The sequence below is a fragment of the Streptomyces sp. NPDC005576 genome (assembly GCF_042871745.1).
Classification (GTDB): domain Bacteria; phylum Actinomycetota; class Actinomycetes; order Streptomycetales; family Streptomycetaceae; genus Streptomyces.
Genome location: NZ_JBIAJC010000019.1, coordinates 45,107 through 67,895 on the forward strand (window position 1 = coordinate 45,107; position 22,789 = coordinate 67,895).

A 22,789-nucleotide genomic window follows, 5' to 3' on the forward strand; every position below is an offset into this window, starting at 1 on the left:
TGACTCTTGCCCGGGGTCGTGCCCGGGATCTTGCCCGGGTCGGGCGGGGCGGTGCGGGTGCGTGTTCCGGGAAGCCACCGTACGACGGACGCGGATTCCGCGTGGCCATGGCGGCCGGTCGTGACGGGGTCCGGGCGGGCCCCGCCGACACCCGCCGATGCGGCCTATTCGCTGATGGTCTCGTCCAGCCCGCGGGCCAGTGCCTGGGACTTCTCCTGGAGTTCCGCGCTCTCCGGCACCTCGGCGGCATCGGTCGCCTGCTCGGCGTACCGGACGGTGACGACCACGTTCGATGTGCGGAAGACCACGCTGACGGTGCGGCGCTGCGCTGCGGAACCTCCGCTTTCGAGCGAATCGTCCAGGAAGGCGGCATTTCCGATGTTGTTCAGTACCCGGGGAGCGAGGTCCTCGGCGTCGCCGTCGCCCCCGGTGTCGTTCCCGCTCGGGTCGAGGGAGGCGGGCGCCGTGGGGGAGGTCGAGCCCTGGGATGCCGCACCGCCGCCGGTGGACGGGGACGGCGTCGCGGAGGGGTCCGCGGAGTCGTCCGCCGAGGGGGAGGACGCGGGCAGGCCGGCCGCCTCCGCCTTCTTCCCGTACACGGTGGCGGCGCTGTCCTCGTCGCTCACGGAGGGGTCGTAGGAGACGACCCGCTCGAAGTCGACCACCAGGGTCCGGGTGGAGTCCGCGGTGCGCGCCTGCCAGGTGCAGCCCGCCTTGCGGTCGGTGTCGTACGTGACCGACGCCCGACCCTCGTACGCCCGCTCCCGCTGGTCCTCCGGAAGGTCGGCCAAGCCCGGCAGGAGCTGTTTGAGCGTGCCGGTGCTCACGGACCGACAGGCCTCGGGCAGGGTCCGGTACTTGCCGGGAGGTGCGACCGAGAAGGTGGGGCTGCCGGGCTTCGCGTCGGTGGTGGCGTCCTCGGTGCCCGAGCCCCCGGTGCAGCCGGAGACGAGCGCCGCGAGAAGCGCGATGCCGGGAACGTACGCCATGGGTCGCAAGGTCCCAGGCCCCCTCTGCTACGAAAACGGGTTGCCGCGCGAAGGCGGCCGGTGGACACAATGTGTATCGCACGTGCGGCTGGGACGGCCGGTCGGCCGAGATGTTTGCCGACCTTGGCACCGGTTTTGCGCTTTAAGTCTTTTGGGCCCTTTCGGGCCGCTTCTGCTGTCATGTCTTGTCAGGGTCCTGGGGGTCCTGCGGGGGAATCGAGGATTGATGTCGTACGTGGAGATGCCGGGCGCGCAGGTACCGATCCGGATGTGGACCGACCCCGCGTCGGTCGAGGACGTCGCGATGCAGCAGTTGCGGAACGTGGCGACCCTGCCGTGGATCAAGGGGCTCGCCGTGATGCCCGACGTCCATTTCGGGAAGGGGGCGACGGTCGGTTCGGTGATCGCCATGCACGGCGCGGTCTGCCCCGCGGCCGTCGGCGTGGACATCGGCTGTGGCATGTCCGCCGTCAAGACCTCCCTGACCGCGAACGACCTGCCCGGCGACCTCTCCCGGCTGCGCTCCCGCATCGAGGAGGCCATCCCGGTGGGGCGCGGGATGCACGAGGAGCTGGTGGACCCGGCCGGGCTGCCGGGAGTGGGAGCCGCGGGGTGGGACGACTTCTGGAGCCGGTTCGGCGGGATCGCGGACGAGGTCCACTTCCGCCAGCAGCGGGCGGTACGGCAGATGGGCACCCTCGGCGGCGGCAACCACTTCATCGAGTTCTGCCTCGACGAGGCGGGCTCGGTCTGGCTGATGCTGCACTCCGGCTCGCGCAACATCGGCAACGAGCTGGCCGACCACCACATCGGCATCGCCCGGTCGCTTCCGCACAACCAGGACCTGGTCGACCGTGACCTCGCGGTCTTCGTCGCCGACACCCCGCAGATGGCCGCCTACCGCAACGACCTCTTCTGGGCCCAGGAGTACGCCAAGTTCAACCGCGCCGTCATGATGGGGCTCTTCCAGGACGTGGTCCGCAAGGAGTTCCGCAAGGCCGGGGTCACCTTCGACCCGGTCATCTCCTGCCACCACAACTACGTGTCGGAGGAGCGGTACGACGGCATGGACCTGCTGGTCACCCGGAAGGGCGCGATCCGGGCCGGCTCGGGCGAGTTCGGGATCATCCCCGGGTCCATGGGCACCGGCTCGTACATCGTGAAGGGCCTCGGCAACGAGAAGTCCTACAACTCCGCCTCGCACGGTGCCGGCCGGCGGATGAGCCGGATGGCCGCGAAGCGCCGCTTCACCACCAAGGACCTGGAGGAGCAGACGCGGGGCGTCGAGTGCCGCAAGGACTCCGGCGTGGTGGACGAGATCCCGGGCGCGTACAAGCCGATCGAGAAGGTCATCGACCAGCAGCGCGACCTGGTGGAGGTCGTCGCCAAGCTGAAGCAGCTGGTCTGCGTCAAGGGGTGAGGCGGCAGGGCGTGCGGGCCCGGTCCTTCGGAGCCGGGCCCGTGGCGCCGCTCAGAGGGTCCGGTGGACCTTGGTGTTGGACGCCTGGGCGCGGGGGCGCACGACGAGCAGGTCGATGTTGACGTGGCTGGGGCGCGTCACGGCCCAGCCGACGGTGTCGGCCACGTCCTCGGCGGTGAGCGGCGCGTCCACGCCCGCGTACACCTTCGCGGCCTTCTCCTTGTCGCCCCGGAAGCGGTTGGCGGCGAACTCGTCGGTCTTCACCATGCCGGGCGCGATCTCGATGACCCGCACCGGCGTCCCGACGATCTCCAGCCGCAGCGTCTCGGCGAGGACGTGCTCCCCGTGCTTGGCCGCCACGTAGCCCGCCCCGCCCTCGTACGTCCCGTGGCCCGCCGTCGAGGTCAGCACCACGATCGTGCCGTCGCCGCTCGCCGTGAGGGCCGGCAGCAGGGCCTGGGTGATGTTCAGGGTGCCGACGACGTTCGTCTCGAACATCTGGCGCCAGTCGGCCGGGTCCCCGGTGGCGACCGGGTCCGCGCCGAGCGCGCCGCCCGCGTTGTTCACCAGCACGGCGAGTGAGCCGAACGCGGTGCCGAACTCGTCCACCGCCGCGCGGTCAGTGATGTCCAGGGCGTACGCGGTCGCCTGGTGGCCGGCCGCGTTGATCTCCTCGGCCAGGGCCTCGATGCGGTCCTTGCGGCGGGCGGTGAGCACCACGCGGTAGCCCTCGGAGGCGAGGCGGCGGGCAGTCGCGGCACCGATGCCGCTGCTCGCGCCGGTGATGACGGCGATGGGGCGGGCGGCCATGACGAACTCCCTCGGACAGGTGACCGGTACCCGGCCAGGATAGGCAGACGCGGGCCTCCGCCCTCAGGCGGTGTCCGCCCCGCCGAACTCGCGCACCGCCTCCGCGACCACCGTCTCCAGATGCCCGTGGTGCGCGCCCCGCCAGTACACCCGCTCGCACACCGTGCACTGCGCGAACACGTCGTACGCCGCCTGGGTGCCGTGCTCCAGCCGGTCGGCCACCGACTCCTTGTCGGCCTCCCGCAGCGGCCCGTTGCACGCGGTGCACCGCGACCACGGCTCCAGCGCCGGCGCGAAGCGCCCCAGCACGTCCCGGAGCTGCTCCTCGGGCCGGTCGCTGTAGACGTACGCCCCCGCCCAGAGCTCCCGCCTCCGCAGCAGCCCGCGGTCCCGCGAGAGCATCACCCGCCGTTCGCGCGCGGAGAGCGCCGCCAGCGCGGGGTCCCCGATGTCCTCGCTCTCGTACGCCGCGTCGACCCCGAGCAGCCGCAGCCGCCGGGCGAGCGTGCCGAGGTGCACGTCCAGCAGGAACCGCAACGGCGCCCCCGGCACCCGCTGCGGACGCTCGACCGCCCGGACGACCAGGTGCTCCCCGGTACGCGGGACGTGCGACGCCGGCACCACCGCCCCGTCCACCACCAGCGCCCCCGCCTCGGTGAGCGGCACGCCGAGCGACTCCACGACGTGCCCGAGGGTCGACACCCCGTCCGTCGCGAGCGCGGTCACCCCCTGCCGCCGCTCGTGCGCGACGAAGAGCCGTAGTTCGGGCGCCACTTCGACGGTGACCCGCTGCCTGGTCGCGGGAGGCGCGGCCGGGGGAGCCTGGGGCACGGGCGGCACGGTCGCGGGGGGCTGGGGCACGTCGGGCTCGGTCACGGGCACAGGATGTCACCGGGGAGGGCGGCGGGGCGAGGCGTTTGTGGGCGGGGCGCCGACGCTCACACCAGAACGCCGCTGCGCTGGGCGAGACCGCGCAATTCGGTACTGGTGGGGCCGGAGACCAGCAGGGAGGAGACAAGCGCCCTTACTGCTGGGCGAGCACGGGTCTCCTGCGGAGCGTGACGCTCGGCGGACAGGAGTGTTCGGACGCATTCCTGGCGACGTCCGAGGCGATCGAGGGCAGCGGCGACATCGCTGAGGCAGCGGGACCGGCGCTCGACGCTGGGCAGCGCCTTCAACGAGACGGTCCGGGCGGCGTCGAGCGCAGCCATCGGATCGCCTGCATGGTTCTCGGCGGAGATGCGATGCAATTGCACGGTGAGCGCTCCGAAACCGCCGCCGTGCTCGCGCAGCATGATCGCGCCACCGAGCTCCCTGGCAATGGCGGTGGCCTCGTCGGTGAGCTCCCGCATGCCCTCCCGATCCCCGCGGCGCGCAAGGGTGTAGGCGGCGGACTGGATGAGCAAGCCACGTTCCGCCGCGCCGGGGCGGCCGGCTCCGCGCAGATCGGGGTCGTCCGCCGCAGACAGGGCGATGGTCAGTGCCTCGGTGTGCCATCCGGCCTTGCGCGCGAGTACGGCGAGCTGCCGGGCGGACTCCGCGATGCCCAGGGCATCGCCGCGAGCTGCGGCGAACTGGCGGGCACGGTCGGCAGCCATCCACCCGAGCTGTTGTTCGTCCAGCTTGATCAGCATGCGCGTGGCCAGCAGATAGCTCTTGGTGGGCAGATCGCTTCCGACGACACCCCCGGTGGTGGTCGCGTGCCCGGCGCGGATCAGACGAGGGAGTCGTACGGCGAGGCCGGAGTAGCGGCAGGCGTCGAAGTCGGCGAGGGCACGGCTGAAGTCGGTATCAGGATCCCAGGCTGACGGGGTGGCGATGGTTTCGCCGAGCCCCAGCATGGCATCCCTGATCCTGGCAACCAGCAGTTCGCCGAGAAGCGTCTCCTCCGTCGATGGTGACCCGCTTCCCGGGGTTGGGGATATAGCCGCCGCGGCGGAGGCCGCGATGCCCGTCAGTACCTTCCGTCGCCGCAACGGATCTTCACCGCCCTTGTGCCCGTGGGTAACCACCCTAGGGCCGGGTAGCCGGGGAAAGGCCGTGGTTTCTTTGATCTCTTGACCGTGTCGGGACTTGATGTGGTGCACGAGGGGGACAAGCCCGAACCGTTGATGCGGAAGGTTCAGTGCGTCTGCGAAAGTCCGAAGCACCTGCACGTCAGTAAGTGGTGAGATGCCCCGTTCGTAGCGGGAGACCTGCGCGGCGGAGAACCGGGTCAGCCGCCCCAGCTCAGCGAGGGTAAGCCCTTTGGCCTGCCGAGCGTGTCGTACGAGCTCCCCGGGTTTCACATCGGCCCCATGGATCGCTCGTGGCGTGGTAATCGCATTCGTTTCCCGTCCTGAGGGATGGTCAGGATGCCCCCGCCTCGACCGTATCCCTCCAGTCACCTGAAGGAGGAGGGGTTTTGCATGAGATGCAAATGGGTTTGCGTGCGAGGGTGACTTTGTTCCTGCAGGGGATGCCGGCAGCGATCGTCGAGATGCAGCGGCCACAACGGCCGCGGCTTGTCCCGTTCGCGGAGGTATAGCCCATGCTGCTTTCAACCTCGTCGTCGATGTCCGCCATCGACGTCCGTCTCACCCCCGGGTACTACTTCCGGTCCCACGATCTCGAGCCGCACGTCAGCAGGTTGCTGGCGTGCCCCAGCGTCTTCGCCATCAAGGACGCCACTGCCAGCCTTCTCTCCCGTGCCGGGGGCCGGCTCCAGGGCGAGACCGGCGGAGTCATCGAAGAGGGCGCCCTGCTTCAGGGAGACGTGTTCGTCCAGGCCGGCGCCCGTGTGGAGGCGGGCGCTCAGATCGTCGGCCCGGTCCTGATCTGCACCGGCGCCGTGGTGGCAGCTGGAGCTCTGGTCCGGGACCACAGCGTGATCGGACCTGGCTGCCGGATCGGGTTCGGCGCGGAGATCACGCGCAGTCTGCTGGCAGGTCAGGTTTTCATGAAGCATCCCTGCTTCGTTGGTGATTCGGTGATCGGAAGCGGTGTCAACCTCGGGTCGTTCTGCTCTACGACCGGAATGCGGTGCGACCGCGGACCGGTCGCAGAACCGGCGGTGGAAGAGATCACGGTCAACCTCGGCGGTCGGCGGATTTCCACGGGCCAGACGAAGTTCGGTGCGGTGATCGGAGACGGAGTCACCTTGCCGGCCGGGACAGTCCTTTCGCCGGGCACGTTGATCGGCCCGGGTACGGTGGTCTATCCGCGTGACCATATCGGTGGCTTCCTGCCGGCCGGCACCCGGGTTCGGTGACGGTGATGGTTGTCGTGCCCGCACTCCGTACGCCTGAGCCCGGAGCCCCGGTCCATGTCGTCGGTGGTCGCCCGCTGGCCGGCCGCATCTCGGTGCAGGGAAGCAAGAATGTTGCCCTGCATTTGTACGCGGCCGCGCTATTGGTCGAGGACTCGCTAGTCCTGACCGGCACTCCGGCGATCCTCGACACGGAGGTGTGCGCGAGGATCATTGATCACACCGGCGCCCACGTCGACTTCAGTGCGGATACCTTTACAGTGGCCGCAGCCGGTGCGATCTGCCCGGTCATCCATCCCGAACTCGGAAGCCGGGTACGGACGACCGCTGTTCTGGCTGCCGCAATTCTGGCCCGCACAGGGCAAGTCACATTCCCCGTGCCTGGTGGAGACGCCTTCTGCGCCCGGCTCATCGACCGACATCTCGCCGCTATGCAGGCTGCCGGAGCAGAGGTGATCATCAGCGGAACCAGTATCCGAGCCCGGTGCTCCCCTCGCGGGGTGCAGGCGTTCACGGTGGATGTGGGAACCCCGTACGGACCGAGCCTCGGGGCGACGGTGACCGCGATGCTGCTTGGCGCCCGTGCACCGGGGACCACTCTGGTCACCCGCCCGTCCATCGAGCCAGAGGTCACCGAGACCGCCCGATTCCTCAGAGAACGCGGTGTGGGAGTCGTGTTCGACGAGGACGGGCTGCACGTGACCGGCAGCGAACGGGTCGGTGGCGGCAGTTTTGCCGTAGCCGGGGATCGTATCGAAGCGGCGACGCTGATCATGGCTGCGGCAGTGACCAGTGGCCGCGTCCACCTCGACAACATCACGATGGCCGATCTCCCCACCGGGCTGACACACTCGCTGAGCGGTGCGGGAATCATGTTGACCGAAGGGTCTACTGGCGGCATTCACGCGCACCTGGAGGGTTCACTACGCGCGGTTGAATCGGCTACCGCCCCGCACCCGGGACTGCCCACCGACACCGCACCACAGTTGACCGCGTTGCTCACGCAGGCCGAAGGGGTCTCGCAGATCACCGAACGCGTCTATCCACAGCGTGACACCCACGTGGAGGGGCTCCGGGCCTTCGGCGCCGATGTCTCTTCCGTCGGCTCCCTGATCCGGATTCGGGGGCCTGTGCGACTGCGCGGGGCAGACGCAGGGGCTGCCGACATCCGTGCGGTTACCGCCCTTTTGATTGCCGCCCTTGCTGCCCACGGCAGCTCTACGATCCGTGGGACGTACCACCTCCGGCGCGGCTACGGCCATCTACTGGACAACCTCGCCACGCTGGGAGCCGCCATCACCACGTCCCCTGGAGGCCCTTGATGCCTGTAGTCCCGTTCACAGCCGAAGACGCTACCCGTCTTGAGGACACCTTCGAGGAGGTTGTCGCGGCCGGAGCCACCCCAGGCGGTGTGCTCGCGCACGGCACGCTCGGCTCCGCTCCCCACTTCCTGTCCGTCGGTAGAATCGCCTCCGAGTGCGGTGATCTCGAACCCGACAAGGACACTCGCTACGACGTTGCCTCGCTGACCAAGGTGGTGGCCACCTGGCCACTCGTCGGGCAGGCTCTCCAAGAAGGACTTCTCGACCTCGACGCTCCCATCCGTGACGCTCTGCCTCCCATGAGTGGCGAGACACCAAGCGCTGAGCCAACGGTGCGTCAGTTGCTGGCCCATACCTCCGGGCTGCGAGCTTCTACACGCCTCGACCATTACCGCGGTGCCGAACTGCCTCTGCACGAACTCCTCAGCCGCGAACCCCTCGAAGGCGATGCCGGCCGGCATCGGTACATCAACCGCGGTTACATCCTTCTTGGCCTCGCCCTCGCCCACCTCTACCACCAGTCTCTTGACCAGCTCACGGACAGTCTCTGGCGAGCGCTGGGCATGAACGCAACGGTGTACGGGCCAGTCGCCCGCACCCGCCAGGTGGCACCGACGGAACGGCGAATCCCCGGCGCCCCGCGCGTCTGGGGTACCGCCCACGACGACAACGCCGTTCTCCTGGGCGGCATCGCAGGCCACGCCGGAGTCTTCTCCACTCCCGCCGACCTTGCCACGTACGCCCAGCGACTTCTTTCCGCCCATGTGAGGGGCGATGAGGCCGTACTCGGTCGGTGGCTGCACGCCAGCCTCGTCCCCCAGATTCCGATCGAACCAGGCCTGGACCGAGGCCTGTCCTGGATCCTCGCCACCGGAGGCCGTGTGGCCTACCACCACGGCTTCACCGGCACCAGTCTCTTCCTTGCCCCGGAGACAGGCCGCTACCTCGTCATCTGCACCAACGCCATCTACGACGGCAATGCCCGGACTCGCATTGCCCCACTTCGCAGCCTCGCGCTCAAGACGATCTCCGCCACCTGACGAATGGAGGCCACCCGATGGGGGAGCTCCTGGCCGATCACACCACGCTGCGCCTAGGCGGACCCGCCGACCGGTTTCTCACCCATCTCGATCCATCCGCGTGGACCGATCTCGTTCACACCCTTCAAGAGGACGAGACACCGCCGTTCGTGCTCGGCGGCGGAAGCAACACCCTGGTCGCTGACACCGGCTATCGCGGCACAATCCTCCGCATGGCCACCCGAGGCGTCATCGCCCGCCCGCTCGGTGACGATGTCGTCGAGGTCGTTGCCCATGCGGGAGAACCTCTCGCTTCCCTTGTCGCTTTCAGCATCGCCGAGGGGCTCTCCGGGATCGAGTACCTCGGCGGTATCCCGGGCACTACAGGTGCCGCCCCGGTTCAGAACACCGGCGCATACGGGCAGCAGATGTCGGACACGGTCGCCCGTATCACCGCATACGACTGGCATCGCGGCCACACCATTGAGATCGGTCTCGAAAGTTGCGGATTCGGGTACCGCACCAGCATTTTCAAGACCAAGCCCGGACAGTGGACGATTCTTGCGGTCACGTTGCGTCTGCGTCGCAGTGAGTCCGCAGCCCCCGTCACCTACACGCACCTGGCGGCCGCTCTGGACGTCATTCCTGGGGCCCGGCCGCCGCTCGCCGAGGCCGCCTGGGCGGTGATCAGCGACCGGACGCAGCGCGGGCTGGTACTGCCCATGTCCGGCCCTGACATTCGCCAAGCTGGTTCGGTTTTTCTCAACCCTCAGGTTGATCGCGCTCAAGCCGCAGCGATCAGGGCCGCCGGCGGGTCCCTCCACCACGAACCGTGCGGAGTGTCACGGGCGAGTGCCGGATGGCTTCTGGAACAGGTGGGTCACCTACCCGCGAGTCGTATCGGGCCTGGAATCTACTGCTCCGCAACGCGGGCCTTGACGCTGACCGCACGTCAGCAGGCCACCGCCAGTGCTTTTGCCGATGCTGTCCGAACGCTGGCATCCGATGTCCACAGGATGTTCGACATCCGACTGCGCTCCGAGCCGGTTCACCTCGGACAAGGGGGGACTTCCCCGCTGCTGGTCTGACCCGACCGCCGCCGTCAGACCCGGGTCGCCGGCGCCTGCGGGGCGGGGCCGGCCGGGGCGGGGGCCGGGGAGGCGGGGTGGGTGTAGAGCGGGCCGAACGCGGCGTACGCGTCGTCGAGGATCTCGCGGGCCGTGACCAGCGTCCGCTCCTCGGCGAGGCGGAGCGCCTGACGGGTGTACGGGGAGGGCGGGACCGGGTGGCGCCGGTGCCACCAGCCCGCGCCCACGGCGTACGCGCCGGCGGCGAGGACCAGGGTGGAGACCAGGTCGGGGATCAGGTCGGGGACGGACAGGGCCGGCAGGACATCGCCCACGGCGGGACCTCCTTCAGCGGATGTCCTCTTCTGTCGGCAGGTTCCCGGGCCCGACTGGAGATCGTTCTTCGGCCAATGAATGGCCGGATGACTACCGACGGATGTGCGTGCCGAGCGGATGCGCTCCGGTGCACCCGGGCGCGTTCGCCGGAAGGCCGGCGCCCCTGGAGAGCGCCCCCGCAGGGAAGGAGCCGCAGGTACCGCATGGTCCGTGCGCCTCGTACGTCCGATGTGTCCCGCAGGTCCCCTGGCTGGGGTGCGGCCTGCGTTGCCTGGGCGGCCTGTAATGCCTGTGCGGTTGGTGCGTCAGGGCCACACCAGGCAGTACGCCTGGTGGCCCGCGTCGTGGAGGCGGACGGAGAAGTCCTGCCACTCGTGGAGGAGGCGGTAGACGTTGAAGGCGTCGCGCGGGCCGCCGCGGTCGGGGACGGTCGACCATATGAAGGCCGCCGCGCCCACCGTCTCCTCACCCACGTCCCGCAGGGGGTCGACCACGGTCATCGGCAGCTTCACCACCGCGTAGTCGGGGTGGAGGACGACGAGCTCCAGCGGGGGGACCTGGTGCAGCGGGATTCCCTGTATCCCGGTGAGGACCATGGCAGCCACCGTCTCCGGCTTGATCTTGGTGAACATGCCCCCCATGCCCAGCTCGTCGCCGCCCAGCTCCTCGGGGCGCATCGAGATGGGCACGCGTGCGGCGGTCGCCCCGTCCGGGGCGCCGAAGTACTTGTAGGTCACCCCCACCCGGCCACCGCTCCTGATCCCGGGACCGCCGCCGGCCTCCGGGACCGGTCTGCTGCCCTGTACGCGTTCAGCATCGCGCCGGTGGCGCCCACGCCGCACAGGCTCGGGCCCGAGGCCGTCGGTGCCTTCGCCCACTCCGCCACCGCGATGCATATTTCATCCACCCGACTACTTCTAAGGAGACAGAGCCCCACCGCGAGCAACCCGATCATCGTGTCAGTGACCTCCCCACCAGGCGTGCGGCGAAACACCTGCCCGCGAGTCCGCGCGCGCCTCTGACACCATGGCACGTGTGAGCTTTCCCCATGACGCCCCAGTTTCGCAGACGCGAGGGGGCTGACGCCCTTTCGTGATACGAGGAGTGCGCGCTCCTTGCTCACCGGTGGCCGCGATGTCCCCACCAGCCCTCCGACCCCCCGAATCGCAGATCAGGACCAAAGTGGCGTATTCATACGAAGCCCCAGTTTCACAGTCGCTCTTCGACCGCGCGTCCGTCGTGACGCCCGGTGGCGTGAACTCGCCGGTGCGCGCCTTCAACGCCGTCGGCGGTACGCCCCGGTTCATGGTGTCCGGCACCGGTCCGTACCTCACCGACGCGGACGGTCGCGAGTACGTCGACCTCGTCTGCTCGTGGGGGCCGATGATCCTCGGTCACGCCCACCCCGAGGTCATCGGCGCCGTCCAGGCGGCGGTCGGCCGGGGCACCTCCTTCGGCACCCCGGGTGAGGGCGAGGTCGCGCTGGCCGAGGAGATGGTGGCCCGCGTCGAGCCCGTCGAGCAGGTGCGCCTGGTCTCGTCCGGCACCGAGGCGACCATGTCCGCGATCCGGCTGGCGCGCGGCTTCACCGGCCGGGCCAAGGTCGTGAAGTTCGCCGGCTGCTACCACGGCCACGTGGACGCGCTGCTGGCCGCCGCCGGCTCCGGCGTCGCGACCTTCGCGCTGCCAGACACCCCCGGGGTGACCGGCGCGCAGGCCGGGGACACCCTGGTGCTGCCGTACAACGACCTGGAGGCCGTCCGCGCCGCCTTCGCCGCGCACCCCGGTGAGATCGCCTGTGTGATCACCGAGGCCGCCGCAGGCAACATGGGCGTCGTCCGGCCGGTGGACGGCTTCAACGCCGGGCTCAAGGAGCTGTGCGCCGCCGAGGGCGCGCTGTACATCTCCGACGAGGTCATGACCGGGTTCCGTACGTCGAAGGCAGGCTGGTACGGCGTCGACGGCGTCCGGCCCGACCTGATGACCTTCGGCAAGGTGATGGGCGGCGGCTTCCCGGCCGCGGCCTTCGGCGGCCGTGCCGACGTCATGGCGTACCTCGCCCCCGCCGGTCCCGTCTACCAGGCGGGCACCCTCTCCGGGAACCCGATCGCCACCGCCGCGGGCCTCGCGCAGCTGCGGCTGCTCGACGACGCCGCGTACGCGAAGGTCGACGCGGTCTCCGCCGAGCTCCAGGGCCTGGTCAGCGGCGCGCTGAGCAAGGAGGGCGTCGCGCACCACGTCTCCACGGCGAGCAACATGTTCTCCGTGTTCTTCACCGACGGGCCGGTCCTGAACTACGCCGACGCGAAGAAGCAGGAGGCGTTCCGCTACACCGCCTTCTTCCACTCGATGCTCTCCCAGGGCGTCTACCTGCCGCCCTCGGCGTTCGAGTCCTGGTTCGTCTCCACCGCCCACGACTCGCGGGCCGTCGAGCGCATCGCCGACGCCCTGCCCGCCGCCGCCCGCGCCGCCTCGGAGGCCACCGCATGAGCGAGAACGGTTCCCGTCAGGACATCACCGTCGTCCACCTGATGCGCCACGGCGAGGTGCACAACCCGGAGGGCGTGCTCTACGGGCGCAAGTCCGGCTACCACCTCTCCGAGCTGGGCCGGAAGATGGCCGACCGGGTCGCCGAGCACCTGGCGAAGCGCGACGTCCGCCACGTCGTCGCCTCCCCCCTGGAGCGTGCCCAGGAGACCGCCACGCCGATCGCCACGGCGCACGGTCTGGACCTCGCCACCGACGAGCGGCTGATCGAGGCCGCCAACGTCTTCGAGGGCAAGACCTTCGGCGTCGGCGACGGCGCGCTGCGCAACCCGGACAACTGGAAGCACCTCACCAACCCGTTCAAGCCCTCCTGGGGTGAGCCGTACGTCGAGCAGGTCGTGCGGATGATGGGCGCCCTGGACGCCGCGCGCGACGCGGCCCGGGGCCACGAGGCGGTCTGCGTCAGCCATCAGCTGCCGATCTGGATCGTGCGCAGCTTCGTGGAGCGCCGCCGGCTCTGGCACGACCCGCGCAAGCGGCAGTGCACCCTCGCCTCGTTGACCAGCTTCACGTACCAGGGCGACAAGATCGTCTCGGTGGGCTACTCCGAGCCCGCCCGCGATCTGGTGCCCGCGCACCTGCTCGCCGGGGCGAAGCCGGTGAAGGGCAAGTCGAAGGCGTTCGGCGCCTGACCGCCCCGGAAACCGCTCCCGGAAGCTGATCCCGGAAGCCGATCCCGACAGCCGATCCCGAGAACTGATCCCGGGGGCGGGCCACGCCAGGTGGCCCGCCCCCGGGATCAGTCGTGCGGGGCGGCTCGGAGCAGGTCGGCTCTCAGCCCTCCGGGTCGCCCTTCTCGCCGAACCAGTCGAGGCAGACGACCAGGGCGTCGTCCTCCGGGTCCGCGTCGCGGTGCTCGGCCAGGGACTCCAGCACCACCCTCGGTACGGCGGGGGCGTGCAGCAGGCTCGCCCCCTGGATGGCGCGGGCCAGCGCCCGTTCGCCGTACAGCTCCCCGGCGTGGCTCGCCGCCGCGTAGACGCCGTCGCTGACGAAGACCAGCCGGTCCCCGGGGAGGACCTGGAACTCCTGGACGGCGTAGGCGGTCTCGTCGAACATGCCGAGCGGGAGCTGCGCCTCCAGGTCGAGGCGTTCCACGGTCTTGCCGCGCCTGCGCCAGAGCTGCGGGGACCCGGCGTCCACCACCTGGACGTTGCCGGTGGCCAGTTCGAAGGTGAGCAGCAGCGTGGAGACGTGCGACGCGCCCCGGTACTGGGCGTACAGCGCCTGGTCCGCGAGGGCCGCCTGGTCCGCTATGCCGATGCCGGCCCGGCGGGCGTTGCGCAGGGCGTTGACGGCGAGGTTGGTGAGGAGCGACGCCTCGATGCCCTCGCCCATGCCGTTGGTGACGGTGAGGGTGAGGGTGTCGGCGGTGGTGGACCAGTCGAAGTTGTCGCCGTGGATGGCGTACGCCGGTTCCAGCTGCGCGCCTATGGCGTACTCCGGCCGCGAGCACGCCCGGGCGGGCAGCAGCTGCCACTGCATCTCGGCGGCGAGCGTCAGCCGGCTGACCCGGCGGGCCCGCAGGTAGAGGTCGGTGTCGCGTTCGGCGACGATGATCTCGTGGCCGAGCAGCCGGGCGATCTCCGTGAGGTCCTGGACGGCGGCGGCCGTGCGCCGGTTGCGGGGCAGCGTCACGTCGAGGACGCCGAGCCGGTCGCCGCGGACCGTCACCGGAAGGTGCAGCACGACCGAGTCGTCCCGCCCCGGCGCGGTGCGCTCGTACGGTGTCTGGCTGCCGAAGGCGCGCCCTTCCGGGCTGCCGTTGACCGGCACCGGGCCCTCCGGGCGCGGCGGGGCGTCGACCGGCTGGAGCACCGTCAGGCTGTAGTCGGCCATCAGCAGCTCGATGTCCGAGGCGCCGTAGTGCTCGGCCAGTGCGGCACGCGCGGCCTCCACCAGGGCGTGCGGCGCGGCGGAGCGCAGGGCGCGTTCCACGGCCAGGTAGTTCGTCACAATTCGGTCGGCTTTCTTACCAGAGTGCTGCTCGGAGTCGAGCAGAGTACGGGACCCGGGGGTGTGCGGAGCATCAGAACCGTCCCCTTCGCGTCGGGCCCCTCCGACGGCGGAGCCCCGGCCGGAATCACCGGGCCGGGGCGGATGCGGCGGGGCGGGGCGTGGCCGGTGGGGGCGCCGCCGTCACACGGTGTCCGTCCAGCCGAGGTGGAGTACGGCCACGTCGTCGGCGAGTCCACCGCTGTCGGCCGCGAGGTCCTCGCACCGCTGGATGACCGCGTCCACGAAGTCGTCGGCCGGGAGGTGGGCGTACTCCCCGGCGATCGCCACGAGGCCCGCCTCGCCGAGGCGTTCGTACCCGTTGCCGACGCGGCCCTCGATGAGGCCGTCGGTGAAGAGGGCGAGCCGCGTTCCCCGGGGGGCCTCCAGCAGGGTCACCGGCCAGTGCGCGCGGCCGGGCAACAGGCCCAGTACGGGTCCGCCCGGTACTTCCTCCAGGTGGACCGGGCCGTCCGGGGGGCGTACCAGCATCCCCGGGTGACCGGCGCGCATGACCTCCACCCGCGGCGCGCGGGCGGCCCGGCTGAGCGTGGTGAGGGTGGCGAAGATCTCGGGGCCGGAACGCTCGGCCACCAGCATCTGTTCGAGCAGATCCAGCAGTCGCTGGCCGCGCGCGCCGGAGAGGATGAAGGAGCGCCAGGCCACCCGCAGGCACACGCCGAGGGCGGCCTCGTCGGGGCCGTGGCCGGAGACGTCGCCGACGACCGCGTGCGTGGTGCCGTCGGGCGTCTGGACGACGTCGTAGAAATCGCCGCCGAGGAGGGTCTGGGCGCGGCCGGGACGGTAGCGGGAGCAGACCTCGGCGGTGTCGTCGCGGAGCAGCGGGGTGGGCAGCAGGCCGCGTTCGACCCGGCTGTTCTCCGCGGCCCGCAGCCGGCTCTCCCGGAGGTCGGCGGCGGCGCGCTCGGCGCGCTTGCGTTGTATCGCGTAGCGGATGGCCCGGACGAAGAGCTCGGCTTCGAGGCGGCCCTTGATCAGGTAGTCCTGGGCGCCGCCGGTGACGGCGGCGAGGCCGGAGTCCTCCTGGGCGAGGCCCGTGAGGACGACGACGGCCGTGTCCGGGGAGCGGGAGAGGATCGTCTCCAGCGCGCCGAGTCCCTGGGAGTCGGGCAGGTGGAGGTCGAGCAGGACGCACTCGGGGGTGTCGCGGTCGAGGGCGTCGAGCGCCTCGGCGAGCGTCCGCGCCCAGGACAGGTCGATGGCCACTCCGCTGTCGGCGACCATCTCCTCGACGAGCAGGGCGTCCCCGGGGTCGTCCTCGATCAGCAGGACGCTCGGTCCGTCACCGCTCCACAGGTCGAAGCCCGGTGCCGTACGGGCGGCGGGGAGGGGTGAGGCGGTGCCGGTGCGCGTGGGCTCGGAGGAACTGCCGTCACGAGGTGCGAGGACGGAAGGGGGCGGGGTGCCCAAGGCGCTGTGCCTCCTCTCACCATGGACCGGCCGGCCATGGGGGCGCACGGTGCGTCCGCGACGAGACTAGAGGTAATAGTTGTTCACTGACAACAATTGCTGGGAGTAAACATCCCTGTTCGGGGCGGTACGGGGCGAAACGGTGCACTCTCCCCCGGGCAGGGGAGACGTAACTCTCAGGCCGGGTTCGCCAGCCATGCGGGTGCGACCCGCTCATATCTGTCCCCGTCGATGGCCTCCTCGGCGGCGTCCCGGAACGCCGCGAGACCCTTGTGCAGCGCTTCGGCCGCCTCGGGGTCCATCGTCGCGAGCACCTGGGACACCTCGCGCACCTGGGCGGCCCTGATCTCGTCCAGCAGGGCCCGGCCGGGGCGGCTCAGGTAGAGCTCTATCTCCCGGCGGCTGGCCGCGCTCAGGCGGCGTTCGACGAGGCCGGCCGCTTCCAGCCGGTCGCAGAGGCGGCTCGTCGCGGGCGGGGTGGACCCCAGCGCCTCGCCCAGCGCCCGCATGTTGCCGCCCTCCCGGCGTTCGATCGCCAACAGTGCGCGCAGCTGGGAGGGGGAGGTGGGACCCGCCGGAGCGTGCGCCTGGGCTCTTCCCCAGAGGACTGCGAGCAGATCCGTCACCTCGGACGCGGTACGAGCCATTTCTTGGGGGGACGACGGCCGGCGCGGGAACATCGTTCCACTGTGCCACCCCTGTGGCGCCGTTGTCAGCCCGCACGGTCGCCGGGTAAGGGGGCGGGTGCGCTGCCCGGGGCCGCGGGATCTGGACGGCGGGTGAGGGCTTCGGGTTCCGGGCGGGGAGCGGATGTGGAGACCCGGTGAGGGTCCGGTCGTGTAGTGAAAATCGTTTAATCGGAGGAACCGTCGCGTCGCTCCTCTCGTCTGAGTCTCTGCCGGTTTGTATGTACATGAGATAAAACGACCGCCATTGGGGACGTGGACGTGAACCTGAAGCATGCGCACAACATCAACCGGAGGGGACTGCTGGGAGCGGGCCTGGGAGCCGCAGCCGCCGCGGGAATCGCGGGCTGCGGCTCACTCGGTTCCGGGGGAGGGGCGCACCACGGCCCGGAGAAGAGCCCTTCGGGCGCCCCCAGCACGACGCCCGGCCACGGAACCGGCACCGGCGGGCCGAAAGTGCACGGCAAGGGCCCGGGGAACAGCGCCGTACGGCTGATCGGCGACGGCTCCACCTCCGACACCGGAAAGCAGCCGAAACAACCCGACGCGCCCGTGCCGCTCGAACCCGGCCAGACGCCCCCGCAGTTCGTGATCTTCTCCTGGGACGGAGCGGGCGAGGTCGGCAACGGCCTTTTCCCGCGTTTCCTCGAACTCGCCCGGGAACACGACGCGGCGATGACCTTCTTCCTCTCCGGGATCTATCTGCTGCCCGAGTCGAAGAGCTCGCTCTACCAGCCGCCCAACAATCCGCGCGGCGCCTCGGACATCGGCTACCTCACCGACGACCACGTCAAGCAGACCCTGCGGTACGTGCGCGAGGCATGGCTCGACGGCCACGAGATCGGCACCCACTTCAACGGCCATTTCTGCGCCGGCTCCGGATCGGTCGGGAACTGGACTTCCGAGCAGTGGGAGAGCGAGATCGAGCAGGCCGTGTCCTTCGTGACGCAATGGCGCACCAACAGCGGCTGGGCCGACGTCGAACCGCTGCCTTTCGACTACCGGAAGGAACTCATCGGCGCGCGCACGCCCTGCCTCCTCGGGCAGGAGAACCTGCTGCCGACCGCGAGCCGGCTCGGCTGGCGCTACGACGCGAGTTCACCGGGCGGGGTGCAGATGTGGCCGGAGAAACGTTTCGGTGTATGGGATCTCCCGCTCCAGGGAATGCCGTTCCCCGGCCACACCTTCGAGGTCCTCTCGATGGACTACAACATCCTCGCCAACCAGTCGCAGAATTCGACCCGGGGCATGACTTCGCGCTATCCCGGCTGGCGCGAACAGGCGACCGGTTCCTATCTCGCCGGGTTCCGCAGGGCGTACGAGACGAATCGCGCGCCCTTCTACATCGGCAATCACTTCGAGGAGTGGAACGGCGGTATCTACATGGACGCCGTGGAAGAGGTGATCAGGGAAGTGGCCGGCCGGCCCGATGTGCGGCTCGTCTCGTTCCGTCAGTTCGTGGACTGGCTGGACGTCCAGGACCCGGCAGTTCTGGCGAAGCTCCGTACGCTGGGGGTCGGTCAGGCACCCGCGGGTGGCTGGAACGCTTTCTTTAAGCAGGCCTGACAAGGGGCTTTACGGGCAGCGAGGGGGGTGCCCAAGATCCCCGGATCTGCCATGCGAAACTTTTCACATGAGCCATGGCCGCGCACTCCGACGCCGCTTCACCCTGCTCGCCGCCACGACCGCCGTCGTGGCCGGTGCTCTGACCCTGTCCGCGTGCGGCGGGGACGACATCAAGTCGGGCGGCGGCGGTGACACCAACTTCGTCACCGGCAGCGGGGGCATCTCGACCCTGTCCGCGAAGGACCGCCCCACCGCGCCGAAGCTCGAAGGCACCACCCTGGAGGGCAAGGCGCTCGACGTCGCCACCGCCTACAAGGGCAAGGTCGTCGTCGTCAACGTCTGGGGATCGTGGTGCGGACCCTGCCGGGCGGAGGCGAAGCACTTCGCCGCCGTCTCCAAGGAGACCGCCGGCCAGGGCGTCGAGTTCGTCGGGATCAACACCCGCGACACCCAGAAGGACGCCGCCGTGAACTTCGAGGCGGACGCGGACATCACGTACCCGAGCCTCTACGACCCGGTCGGCAAGCTCATCCTCCGCTTCCCCAAGGGCACCCTGAACCCGCAGACCATCCCGTCGACCGTGGTCATCGACCGCGAGGGGCGCATCGCCGCCCGCACCCTCCAGGCACTCGACGCGGAACAGCTGCACAAGATGATCGACCCGCTGATCGCGGAGAAGTGACCCGGTGACCGCCCTCGCCGCCGCCACGTACAACGAGACGGTCGTCAACGGTGCGCTGCTCGCCGCCGTGCCGATCGCGCTGCTCGGCGGCCTCGTCTCGTTCTTCTCGCCCTGCGTCCTGCCGCTGGTCCCCGGCTACCTGAGCTACGTCACCGGGGTCAGCGGCACCGACCTGGCGAACGCCCGCCGGGGCCGGGTCGTCGCCGGGGCCTCGCTCTTCGTGCTCGGCTTCACCGCCGTCTTCGTCTCGGGCGGCGCGCTCTTCGGCTACTTCGGCGGCACCCTCCAGGAACACGGCGGGACACTCCAGAAGGTCCTCGGCGTGCTGATGATCCTCATGGGGGTCTTCTTCATGGGGCTGATGCCGTGGATGACCCAGCGCGAGTTCCGCATCCACCGCAGACCGGTCACCGGTCTGCTGGGCGCGCCGCTGCTGGGCGCGCTCTTCGGCATCGGGTGGACCCCCTGCCTCGGCCCGACGCTGAGCGCGGTGACGATGCTCGCCTTCAACCAGGGGACCGCCGAGCGCGGGGCACTTCTGACGGTCGCGTACTGTCTGGGACTCGGTGTCCCGTTCGTCCTCGCCGCCGTCGCCTTCCGCAAGGCGCTGGGAGCATTCGGCTGGGTCAAGCGCCACTACGCCTGGGTCATGCGCATCGGGGGCGTCATGATGATCGCTACCGGCATCCTGCTGCTGACGGGCCTGTGGGCCACGTTCATGCAGGACGTGCAGGGCTGGTCCAACGGTTTCACTGTGGGGATCTGAGTTCCATTGAGCAAGCTGAACACCACTGACGAGCGCGACGACGCGCGCGCCGCCGAGCAGGCCGACCAGGAACGCCGGGATCTCGGCGCCGCCGGGGCGCAGCTCTCCACCGCACCCGTGGAGGAGCGTGCCGACCGCGAGGCCGGGCTGCCCGCCATGGGCGTCGTCGGCTGGATCCGCTGGTTCTGGCGCCAGCTCACCTCGATGCGGATCGCGCTGATCCTGCTCTTCCTGCTGTCGCTCGGCGCCATCCCCGGCTCGCTGATCCCGCAGAACAGCGTGGACGAGCTGAAGGTGCTGACGTTCAAGAACGCGCACACCACGGTCACCCCGATCTACGAGAAGCTCCAGCTCTTCGACGTCTACAGCTCGGTGTGGTTCTCCGCGATCTACATCCTGCTCTTCGTCTCGCTCATCGGCTGCATCGTGCCGCGCACCGTCCAGTTCGTGGGCCAGCTGCGCAGCCGCCCGCCGCACGCCCCGAAGCGGCTCACCCGGCTTCCCGCGTACACGACCTGGCGTACGGAGGCCGAGCCCGAGCAGGTCCGCGAGGCCGCCCTCGCCCTGCTGCGCAAGCGGCGGTTCCGCTCCCACGCGGCGGGGGACTCGGTCGCGGCGGAGAAGGGCTATCTGCGCGAGGTCGGCAACCTGGCCTTCCACGTCGCGCTCATCGTGATGCTGCTCGCCTTCGCAGTCGGTTCGCTCTTCAAGTCCGAGGGCGGCAAGCTCGTCACCGAGGGCGACGGCTTCTCCAACACGCTGACGCAGTACGACGACTTCAAGTCCGGCTCGCTCTACGACACGGACTCGCTGGCGCCCTTCAGCTTCACCCTCGACGACTTCATCGGCACGTACGAGAAGACCGGCCCGCAGCGGGGCACGGCCCGCACCTTCGAGGCCCACGTGACGTACGCCGAAGGCGCGTACGGCAAGGACAAGAAGGGCGTCATCAAGGTCAACGAGCCCTTGGTGATCGACGGCACCAAGATCTTCCTGATCTCGCACGGCTACGCCCCGGTCGTCACCGTCCGGGACGGCAAGGGCAAGCAGATCTTCAAGGCGGCCGTGCCGCTGCTGCCGCGTGACGCCAACATCACCTCGTCCGGCGCCATCAAGGTCATGGACGGCTACAAGGACAAGAACGGCAAGCGGGACCAGCTCGGTTTCCAGGCGTTCTTCGTCCCGACCTTCGCGGGCGCGGGCAGCGGCACGATGCTCTCGCAGTTCCCCGGCGCGGAGAACCCGGTCCTGGCGCTCAACGCGCTGCACGGCAGCCTCGGCGTCGACTCCGGCCTCCCGCAGAACGTCTACCAGCTCGACACGACGAAGATGAAGGCGTTCAAGGACGCCGACGGCGACAACCTGAAGCAGCGTCTGGCGCCCGGTGAGACCATGCGACTCCCGGACGGCGCCGGCTCCATCACCTTCGACGGCGTCGAGGAGTGGGCGAGCTTCCAGATCTCCCGCCAGCCGGCCGCCGGCTGGGCGCTGGGCGGGGCGATCGCCGCCATCGCCGGACTCGCCGGCTCGCTCTTCATCCAGCGCCGCCGCGTCTGGGTGCGTGCCGTGCGCGGGGCCGACGGGGTGACCGTCGTGGAGATGGCCGGACTCGGCCGCAGCGAGTCCGCGAAGCTGCCCGAGGAGCTGCTCGCCCTGGCGGTGGCGCTGAACGACGTGGCGCCGACCGCACCCGATCCACAGCCCGGCCCCGGCCTTCTTCCCGGCCAAGGGCTGGCTACCGACTCCGTGGCCGAACCCGGTCCCGGTACCGCCGTACCTGCCGCAGAAACTGCCGAAGGGGCTGAGAAGTGAATCTCGCCGCCGCCACCAACGAGAATCTGGCGCACACCAGCAATGTGCTGATCTATTCGTCGATGGCCGTCTACACCCTGGCCTTCCTCGCGCACATCGCGGAATGGGTGTTCGGCAGCCGCAGCAAGGTGGGCCGCACGGCCGCCGCGCTGGACTCCTCGCACCGGCCCGGGGCCGCCGCCGCGTCCGCGCCGAAGATCCAGGTCAAGCAGGCGGGCGGCGCCACCGCCGTGCTGGAGCGCCCGAAGGTGATCACCCGGGCCGCCGCCGGCAGCCGGGACGTCCCGGACGGCCCCGGCGCTTCCGGAGGCACGTTCCAGGGCGACCTGTGGGGCCGGATCGCGGTCTCGATGACCGTGCTCGCCTTCCTCGTACAGGCGGGTGGCGTCGTCGCCCGCGCGCTCTCCGTCGAGCGTGCCCCCTGGGGCAACATGTACGAGTTCTCGATCACCTTCTCCACGGTCGCCGTCGCGGCCTACCTGGTCCTGCTGGTGCTGCGGAAGAACGTCCGCTGGATGGGTCTGCTGCTGGTCACCGTGGTCCTGCTGGACCTCGGCATCGCGACCACCATCCTCTACACGGACAGCGACCAGCTGGTGCCGGCGCTCCACTCGTACTGGCTGTGGATCCACGTCTCCACCGCCATCATCTGCGGCGCCGTCTTCTTCCTCGGTGCGGTCGCCACGCTGCTCTACCTCTTCCGGGACAGCTACGAGCGGAAGATCGAGGACGGCGGTACGCCGGGCCGGTTCGCCCAGTCCGTCCTGGACCGGCTGCCCTCCGCGGCGACGCTGGACAAGTTCTCCTACCGCGCCAACGCGGCCGTCTTCCCGCTCTGGACGTTCACGATCATCGCGGGCGCGATCTGGGCCGGCGAGGCATGGGGCCGCTACTGGGGCTGGGACGCCAAGGAGACCTGGTCGTTCATCACCTGGGTCGCCTACGCCTGCTACCTGCACGCCCGCGCGACCGCCGGGTGGAAGGGCCGCAAGGCCGCCTACCTGGCGCTCATCGCCTTCGGCTGCTGGCTGTTCAACTACTACGGCGTCAACATCTTCATCACCGGCAAGCACTCCTACGCCGGGGTCTGACAC

Annotated in this window: 21 protein-coding genes and 1 pseudogene; 12 read left to right on the top strand and 10 right to left on the bottom strand. The window is 70.0% G+C overall.

Features of this window, described 5'->3' with window-relative positions; all coding sequences use genetic code 11:
• Positions 1 to 164: 164 nt before the first annotated feature.
• Entirely contained in the window at positions 165 to 989 is an 825-nt protein-coding gene (locus tag ACFYPN_RS28825) for a DUF3558 domain-containing protein (RefSeq protein ID WP_389302238.1), read from the bottom strand.
• A gap of 226 nt (positions 990 to 1,215) precedes the next feature.
• On the opposite strand from ACFYPN_RS28825, the gene ACFYPN_RS28830 reads away from it, so the two are divergent.
• Positions 1,216 to 2,409 carry an RtcB family protein gene (locus ACFYPN_RS28830; protein WP_358758274.1) on the top strand — a complete coding sequence of 398 codons (1,194 nt, stop codon included), beginning with the start codon at positions 1,216 to 1,218 and terminating at the stop codon, positions 2,407 to 2,409.
• A gap of 51 nt (positions 2,410 to 2,460) precedes the next feature.
• Here the strand turns inward: ACFYPN_RS28830 and ACFYPN_RS28835 are convergent, their stop codons facing one another.
• From ACFYPN_RS28835 to ACFYPN_RS28850, 4 genes and pseudogenes are all read right to left on the bottom strand, one after another.
• Positions 2,461 to 3,219, bottom strand: a complete 759-nt coding sequence (locus tag ACFYPN_RS28835) for an SDR family NAD(P)-dependent oxidoreductase (protein WP_358758272.1) — start codon at positions 3,217 to 3,219, stop codon at positions 2,461 to 2,463.
• A gap of 63 nt (positions 3,220 to 3,282) precedes the next feature.
• Positions 3,283 to 4,050 (bottom strand): Mut7-C RNAse domain-containing protein, encoded by a 768-nt coding sequence (locus ACFYPN_RS28840; protein WP_389302386.1) that lies wholly within the window; start codon positions 4,048 to 4,050, stop codon positions 3,283 to 3,285.
• A gap of 107 nt (positions 4,051 to 4,157) precedes the next feature.
• Entirely contained in the window at positions 4,158 to 5,306 is a 1,149-nt protein-coding gene (locus ACFYPN_RS28845) for an XRE family transcriptional regulator (protein WP_389302389.1), read from the bottom strand.
• 33 nt (positions 5,307 to 5,339) lie between these two features.
• Positions 5,340 to 5,711 (bottom strand): annotated as a pseudogene (locus ACFYPN_RS28850) (helix-turn-helix domain-containing protein); the annotation flags it as partial.
• A 38-nt stretch (positions 5,712 to 5,749) separates the two neighbouring features.
• Between ACFYPN_RS28850 and ACFYPN_RS28855 the strand changes: the two are divergent.
• From ACFYPN_RS28855 to ACFYPN_RS28870, 4 genes are read left to right on the top strand one after another with little or no spacing between them, the layout of a single operon-like run.
• Entirely contained in the window at positions 5,750 to 6,469 is a 720-nt protein-coding gene (locus tag ACFYPN_RS28855) for a hypothetical protein (RefSeq protein WP_389302242.1), read from the top strand.
• 5 nt (positions 6,470 to 6,474) lie between these two features.
• Complete coding sequence (locus ACFYPN_RS28860; RefSeq protein WP_389302245.1) at positions 6,475 to 7,788, top strand: UDP-N-acetylglucosamine 1-carboxyvinyltransferase; 1,314 nt, start codon at positions 6,475 to 6,477, stop codon at positions 7,786 to 7,788.
• Positions 7,788 to 8,828 (top strand): serine hydrolase domain-containing protein, encoded by a 1,041-nt coding sequence (locus tag ACFYPN_RS28865; protein ID WP_389302247.1) that lies wholly within the window; start codon positions 7,788 to 7,790, stop codon positions 8,826 to 8,828. The genes ACFYPN_RS28860 and ACFYPN_RS28865 overlap by 1 nt, the downstream gene beginning before the upstream one ends.
• Positions 8,829 to 8,845: 17 nt before the next feature.
• Positions 8,846 to 9,895: a UDP-N-acetylmuramate dehydrogenase gene (locus ACFYPN_RS28870; protein WP_389302250.1), complete on the top strand. Its 1,050-nt coding sequence runs from the start codon at positions 8,846 to 8,848 to the stop codon at positions 9,893 to 9,895.
• A gap of 14 nt (positions 9,896 to 9,909) precedes the next feature.
• On the opposite strand, the gene ACFYPN_RS28875 is transcribed toward ACFYPN_RS28870, so the two are convergent.
• Together ACFYPN_RS28875 and ACFYPN_RS28880 are read right to left on the bottom strand one after the other, a co-directional pair.
• Entirely contained in the window at positions 9,910 to 10,209 is a 300-nt protein-coding gene (locus tag ACFYPN_RS28875) for a hypothetical protein (RefSeq protein ID WP_358758270.1), read from the bottom strand.
• A gap of 306 nt (positions 10,210 to 10,515) precedes the next feature.
• A complete protein-coding gene (locus tag ACFYPN_RS28880; RefSeq protein ID WP_358758268.1) occupies positions 10,516 to 11,106 on the bottom strand; it encodes a hypothetical protein in 591 nt (196 codons plus the stop codon).
• A gap of 286 nt (positions 11,107 to 11,392) precedes the next feature.
• Here ACFYPN_RS28880 and hemL point away from each other — a divergent pair, with 286 nt between their 5' ends.
• Complete coding sequence (hemL, locus tag ACFYPN_RS28885; protein ID WP_358758266.1) at positions 11,393 to 12,700, top strand: glutamate-1-semialdehyde 2,1-aminomutase; 1,308 nt, start codon at positions 11,393 to 11,395, stop codon at positions 12,698 to 12,700.
• Positions 12,697 to 13,389, top strand: coding sequence for a histidine phosphatase family protein (locus ACFYPN_RS28890; protein ID WP_358758265.1), 693 nt, complete (start codon positions 12,697 to 12,699; stop codon positions 13,387 to 13,389). Before hemL ends, ACFYPN_RS28890 begins: the two co-directional genes overlap by 4 nt.
• Before the next feature lie 142 nt (positions 13,390 to 13,531).
• Here the strand turns inward: ACFYPN_RS28890 and ACFYPN_RS28895 are convergent, their stop codons facing one another.
• The 3 genes from ACFYPN_RS28895 to ACFYPN_RS28905 all read right to left on the bottom strand — a co-directional run bounded on the left by ACFYPN_RS28895 (position 13,532) and on the right by ACFYPN_RS28905 (position 16,830).
• Positions 13,532 to 14,713, bottom strand: coding sequence for a PP2C family protein-serine/threonine phosphatase (locus ACFYPN_RS28895; protein ID WP_358758263.1), 1,182 nt, complete (start codon positions 14,711 to 14,713; stop codon positions 13,532 to 13,534).
• Positions 14,714 to 14,896: 183 nt separating this feature from the next.
• Positions 14,897 to 16,183: a SpoIIE family protein phosphatase gene (locus ACFYPN_RS28900; protein ID WP_358758261.1), complete on the bottom strand. Its 1,287-nt coding sequence runs from the start codon at positions 16,181 to 16,183 to the stop codon at positions 14,897 to 14,899.
• A 176-nt stretch (positions 16,184 to 16,359) separates the two neighbouring features.
• A complete protein-coding gene (locus ACFYPN_RS28905) occupies positions 16,360 to 16,830 on the bottom strand; it encodes a MarR family transcriptional regulator (protein WP_358758259.1) in 471 nt (156 codons plus the stop codon).
• 300 nt (positions 16,831 to 17,130) lie between these two features.
• Between ACFYPN_RS28905 and ACFYPN_RS28910 the strand changes: the two genes are divergently transcribed.
• The 5 genes from ACFYPN_RS28910 to ccsB all read left to right on the top strand — a co-directional run bounded on the left by ACFYPN_RS28910 (position 17,131) and on the right by ccsB (position 22,786).
• Positions 17,131 to 18,435: a hypothetical protein gene (locus ACFYPN_RS28910; protein WP_358758258.1), complete on the top strand. Its 1,305-nt coding sequence runs from the start codon at positions 17,131 to 17,133 to the stop codon at positions 18,433 to 18,435.
• A gap of 67 nt (positions 18,436 to 18,502) precedes the next feature.
• The gene (locus ACFYPN_RS28915) at positions 18,503 to 19,117 is read left to right on the top strand and encodes a TlpA disulfide reductase family protein (RefSeq protein WP_358758256.1); all 615 of its coding nucleotides are present in this window, start codon (positions 18,503 to 18,505) and stop codon (positions 19,115 to 19,117) included.
• Between the two features lie 4 nt (positions 19,118 to 19,121).
• Positions 19,122 to 19,883 carry a cytochrome c biogenesis protein CcdA gene (locus ACFYPN_RS28920; protein ID WP_358758254.1) on the top strand — a complete coding sequence of 254 codons (762 nt, stop codon included), beginning with the start codon at positions 19,122 to 19,124 and terminating at the stop codon, positions 19,881 to 19,883.
• Between the two features lie 6 nt (positions 19,884 to 19,889).
• Positions 19,890 to 21,695 carry a cytochrome c biogenesis protein ResB gene (locus ACFYPN_RS28925; protein WP_358758252.1) on the top strand — a complete coding sequence of 602 codons (1,806 nt, stop codon included), beginning with the start codon at positions 19,890 to 19,892 and terminating at the stop codon, positions 21,693 to 21,695.
• Complete coding sequence (gene ccsB / locus ACFYPN_RS28930) at positions 21,692 to 22,786, top strand: c-type cytochrome biogenesis protein CcsB (protein WP_358758250.1); 1,095 nt, start codon at positions 21,692 to 21,694, stop codon at positions 22,784 to 22,786. Before ACFYPN_RS28925 ends, ccsB begins: the two co-directional genes overlap by 4 nt.
• The last annotated feature ends 3 nt before the right edge of the window (positions 22,787 to 22,789 follow it).

Excerpts from the sequence above, each read along its gene's own strand:
- ACFYPN_RS28825 (WP_389302238.1), bottom strand. The coding sequence starts at position 989 with ATGGCGTACGTTCCCGGCATCGCGCTTCTCGCGGCGCTCGTCTCCGGC.
- ACFYPN_RS28830 (WP_358758274.1), top strand. The coding sequence starts at position 1,216 with ATGTCGTACGTGGAGATGCCGGGCGCGCAGGTACCGATCCGGATGTGG.
- ACFYPN_RS28835 (WP_358758272.1), bottom strand. The coding sequence starts at position 3,219 with ATGGCCGCCCGCCCCATCGCCGTCATCACCGGCGCGAGCAGCGGCATC.
- ACFYPN_RS28855 (WP_389302242.1), top strand. The coding sequence starts at position 5,750 with ATGCTGCTTTCAACCTCGTCGTCGATGTCCGCCATCGACGTCCGTCTC.
- ACFYPN_RS28860 (WP_389302245.1), top strand. The coding sequence starts at position 6,475 with ATGGTTGTCGTGCCCGCACTCCGTACGCCTGAGCCCGGAGCCCCGGTC.
- ACFYPN_RS28865 (WP_389302247.1), top strand. The coding sequence starts at position 7,788 with ATGCCTGTAGTCCCGTTCACAGCCGAAGACGCTACCCGTCTTGAGGAC.
- ACFYPN_RS28870 (WP_389302250.1), top strand. The coding sequence starts at position 8,846 with ATGGGGGAGCTCCTGGCCGATCACACCACGCTGCGCCTAGGCGGACCC.
- ACFYPN_RS28880 (WP_358758268.1), bottom strand. The coding sequence starts at position 11,106 with ATGCATCGCGGTGGCGGAGTGGGCGAAGGCACCGACGGCCTCGGGCCC.
- ACFYPN_RS28890 (WP_358758265.1), top strand. The coding sequence starts at position 12,697 with ATGAGCGAGAACGGTTCCCGTCAGGACATCACCGTCGTCCACCTGATG.
- ACFYPN_RS28905 (WP_358758259.1), bottom strand. The coding sequence starts at position 16,830 with ATGGCTCGTACCGCGTCCGAGGTGACGGATCTGCTCGCAGTCCTCTGG.
- ACFYPN_RS28915 (WP_358758256.1), top strand. The coding sequence starts at position 18,503 with ATGAGCCATGGCCGCGCACTCCGACGCCGCTTCACCCTGCTCGCCGCC.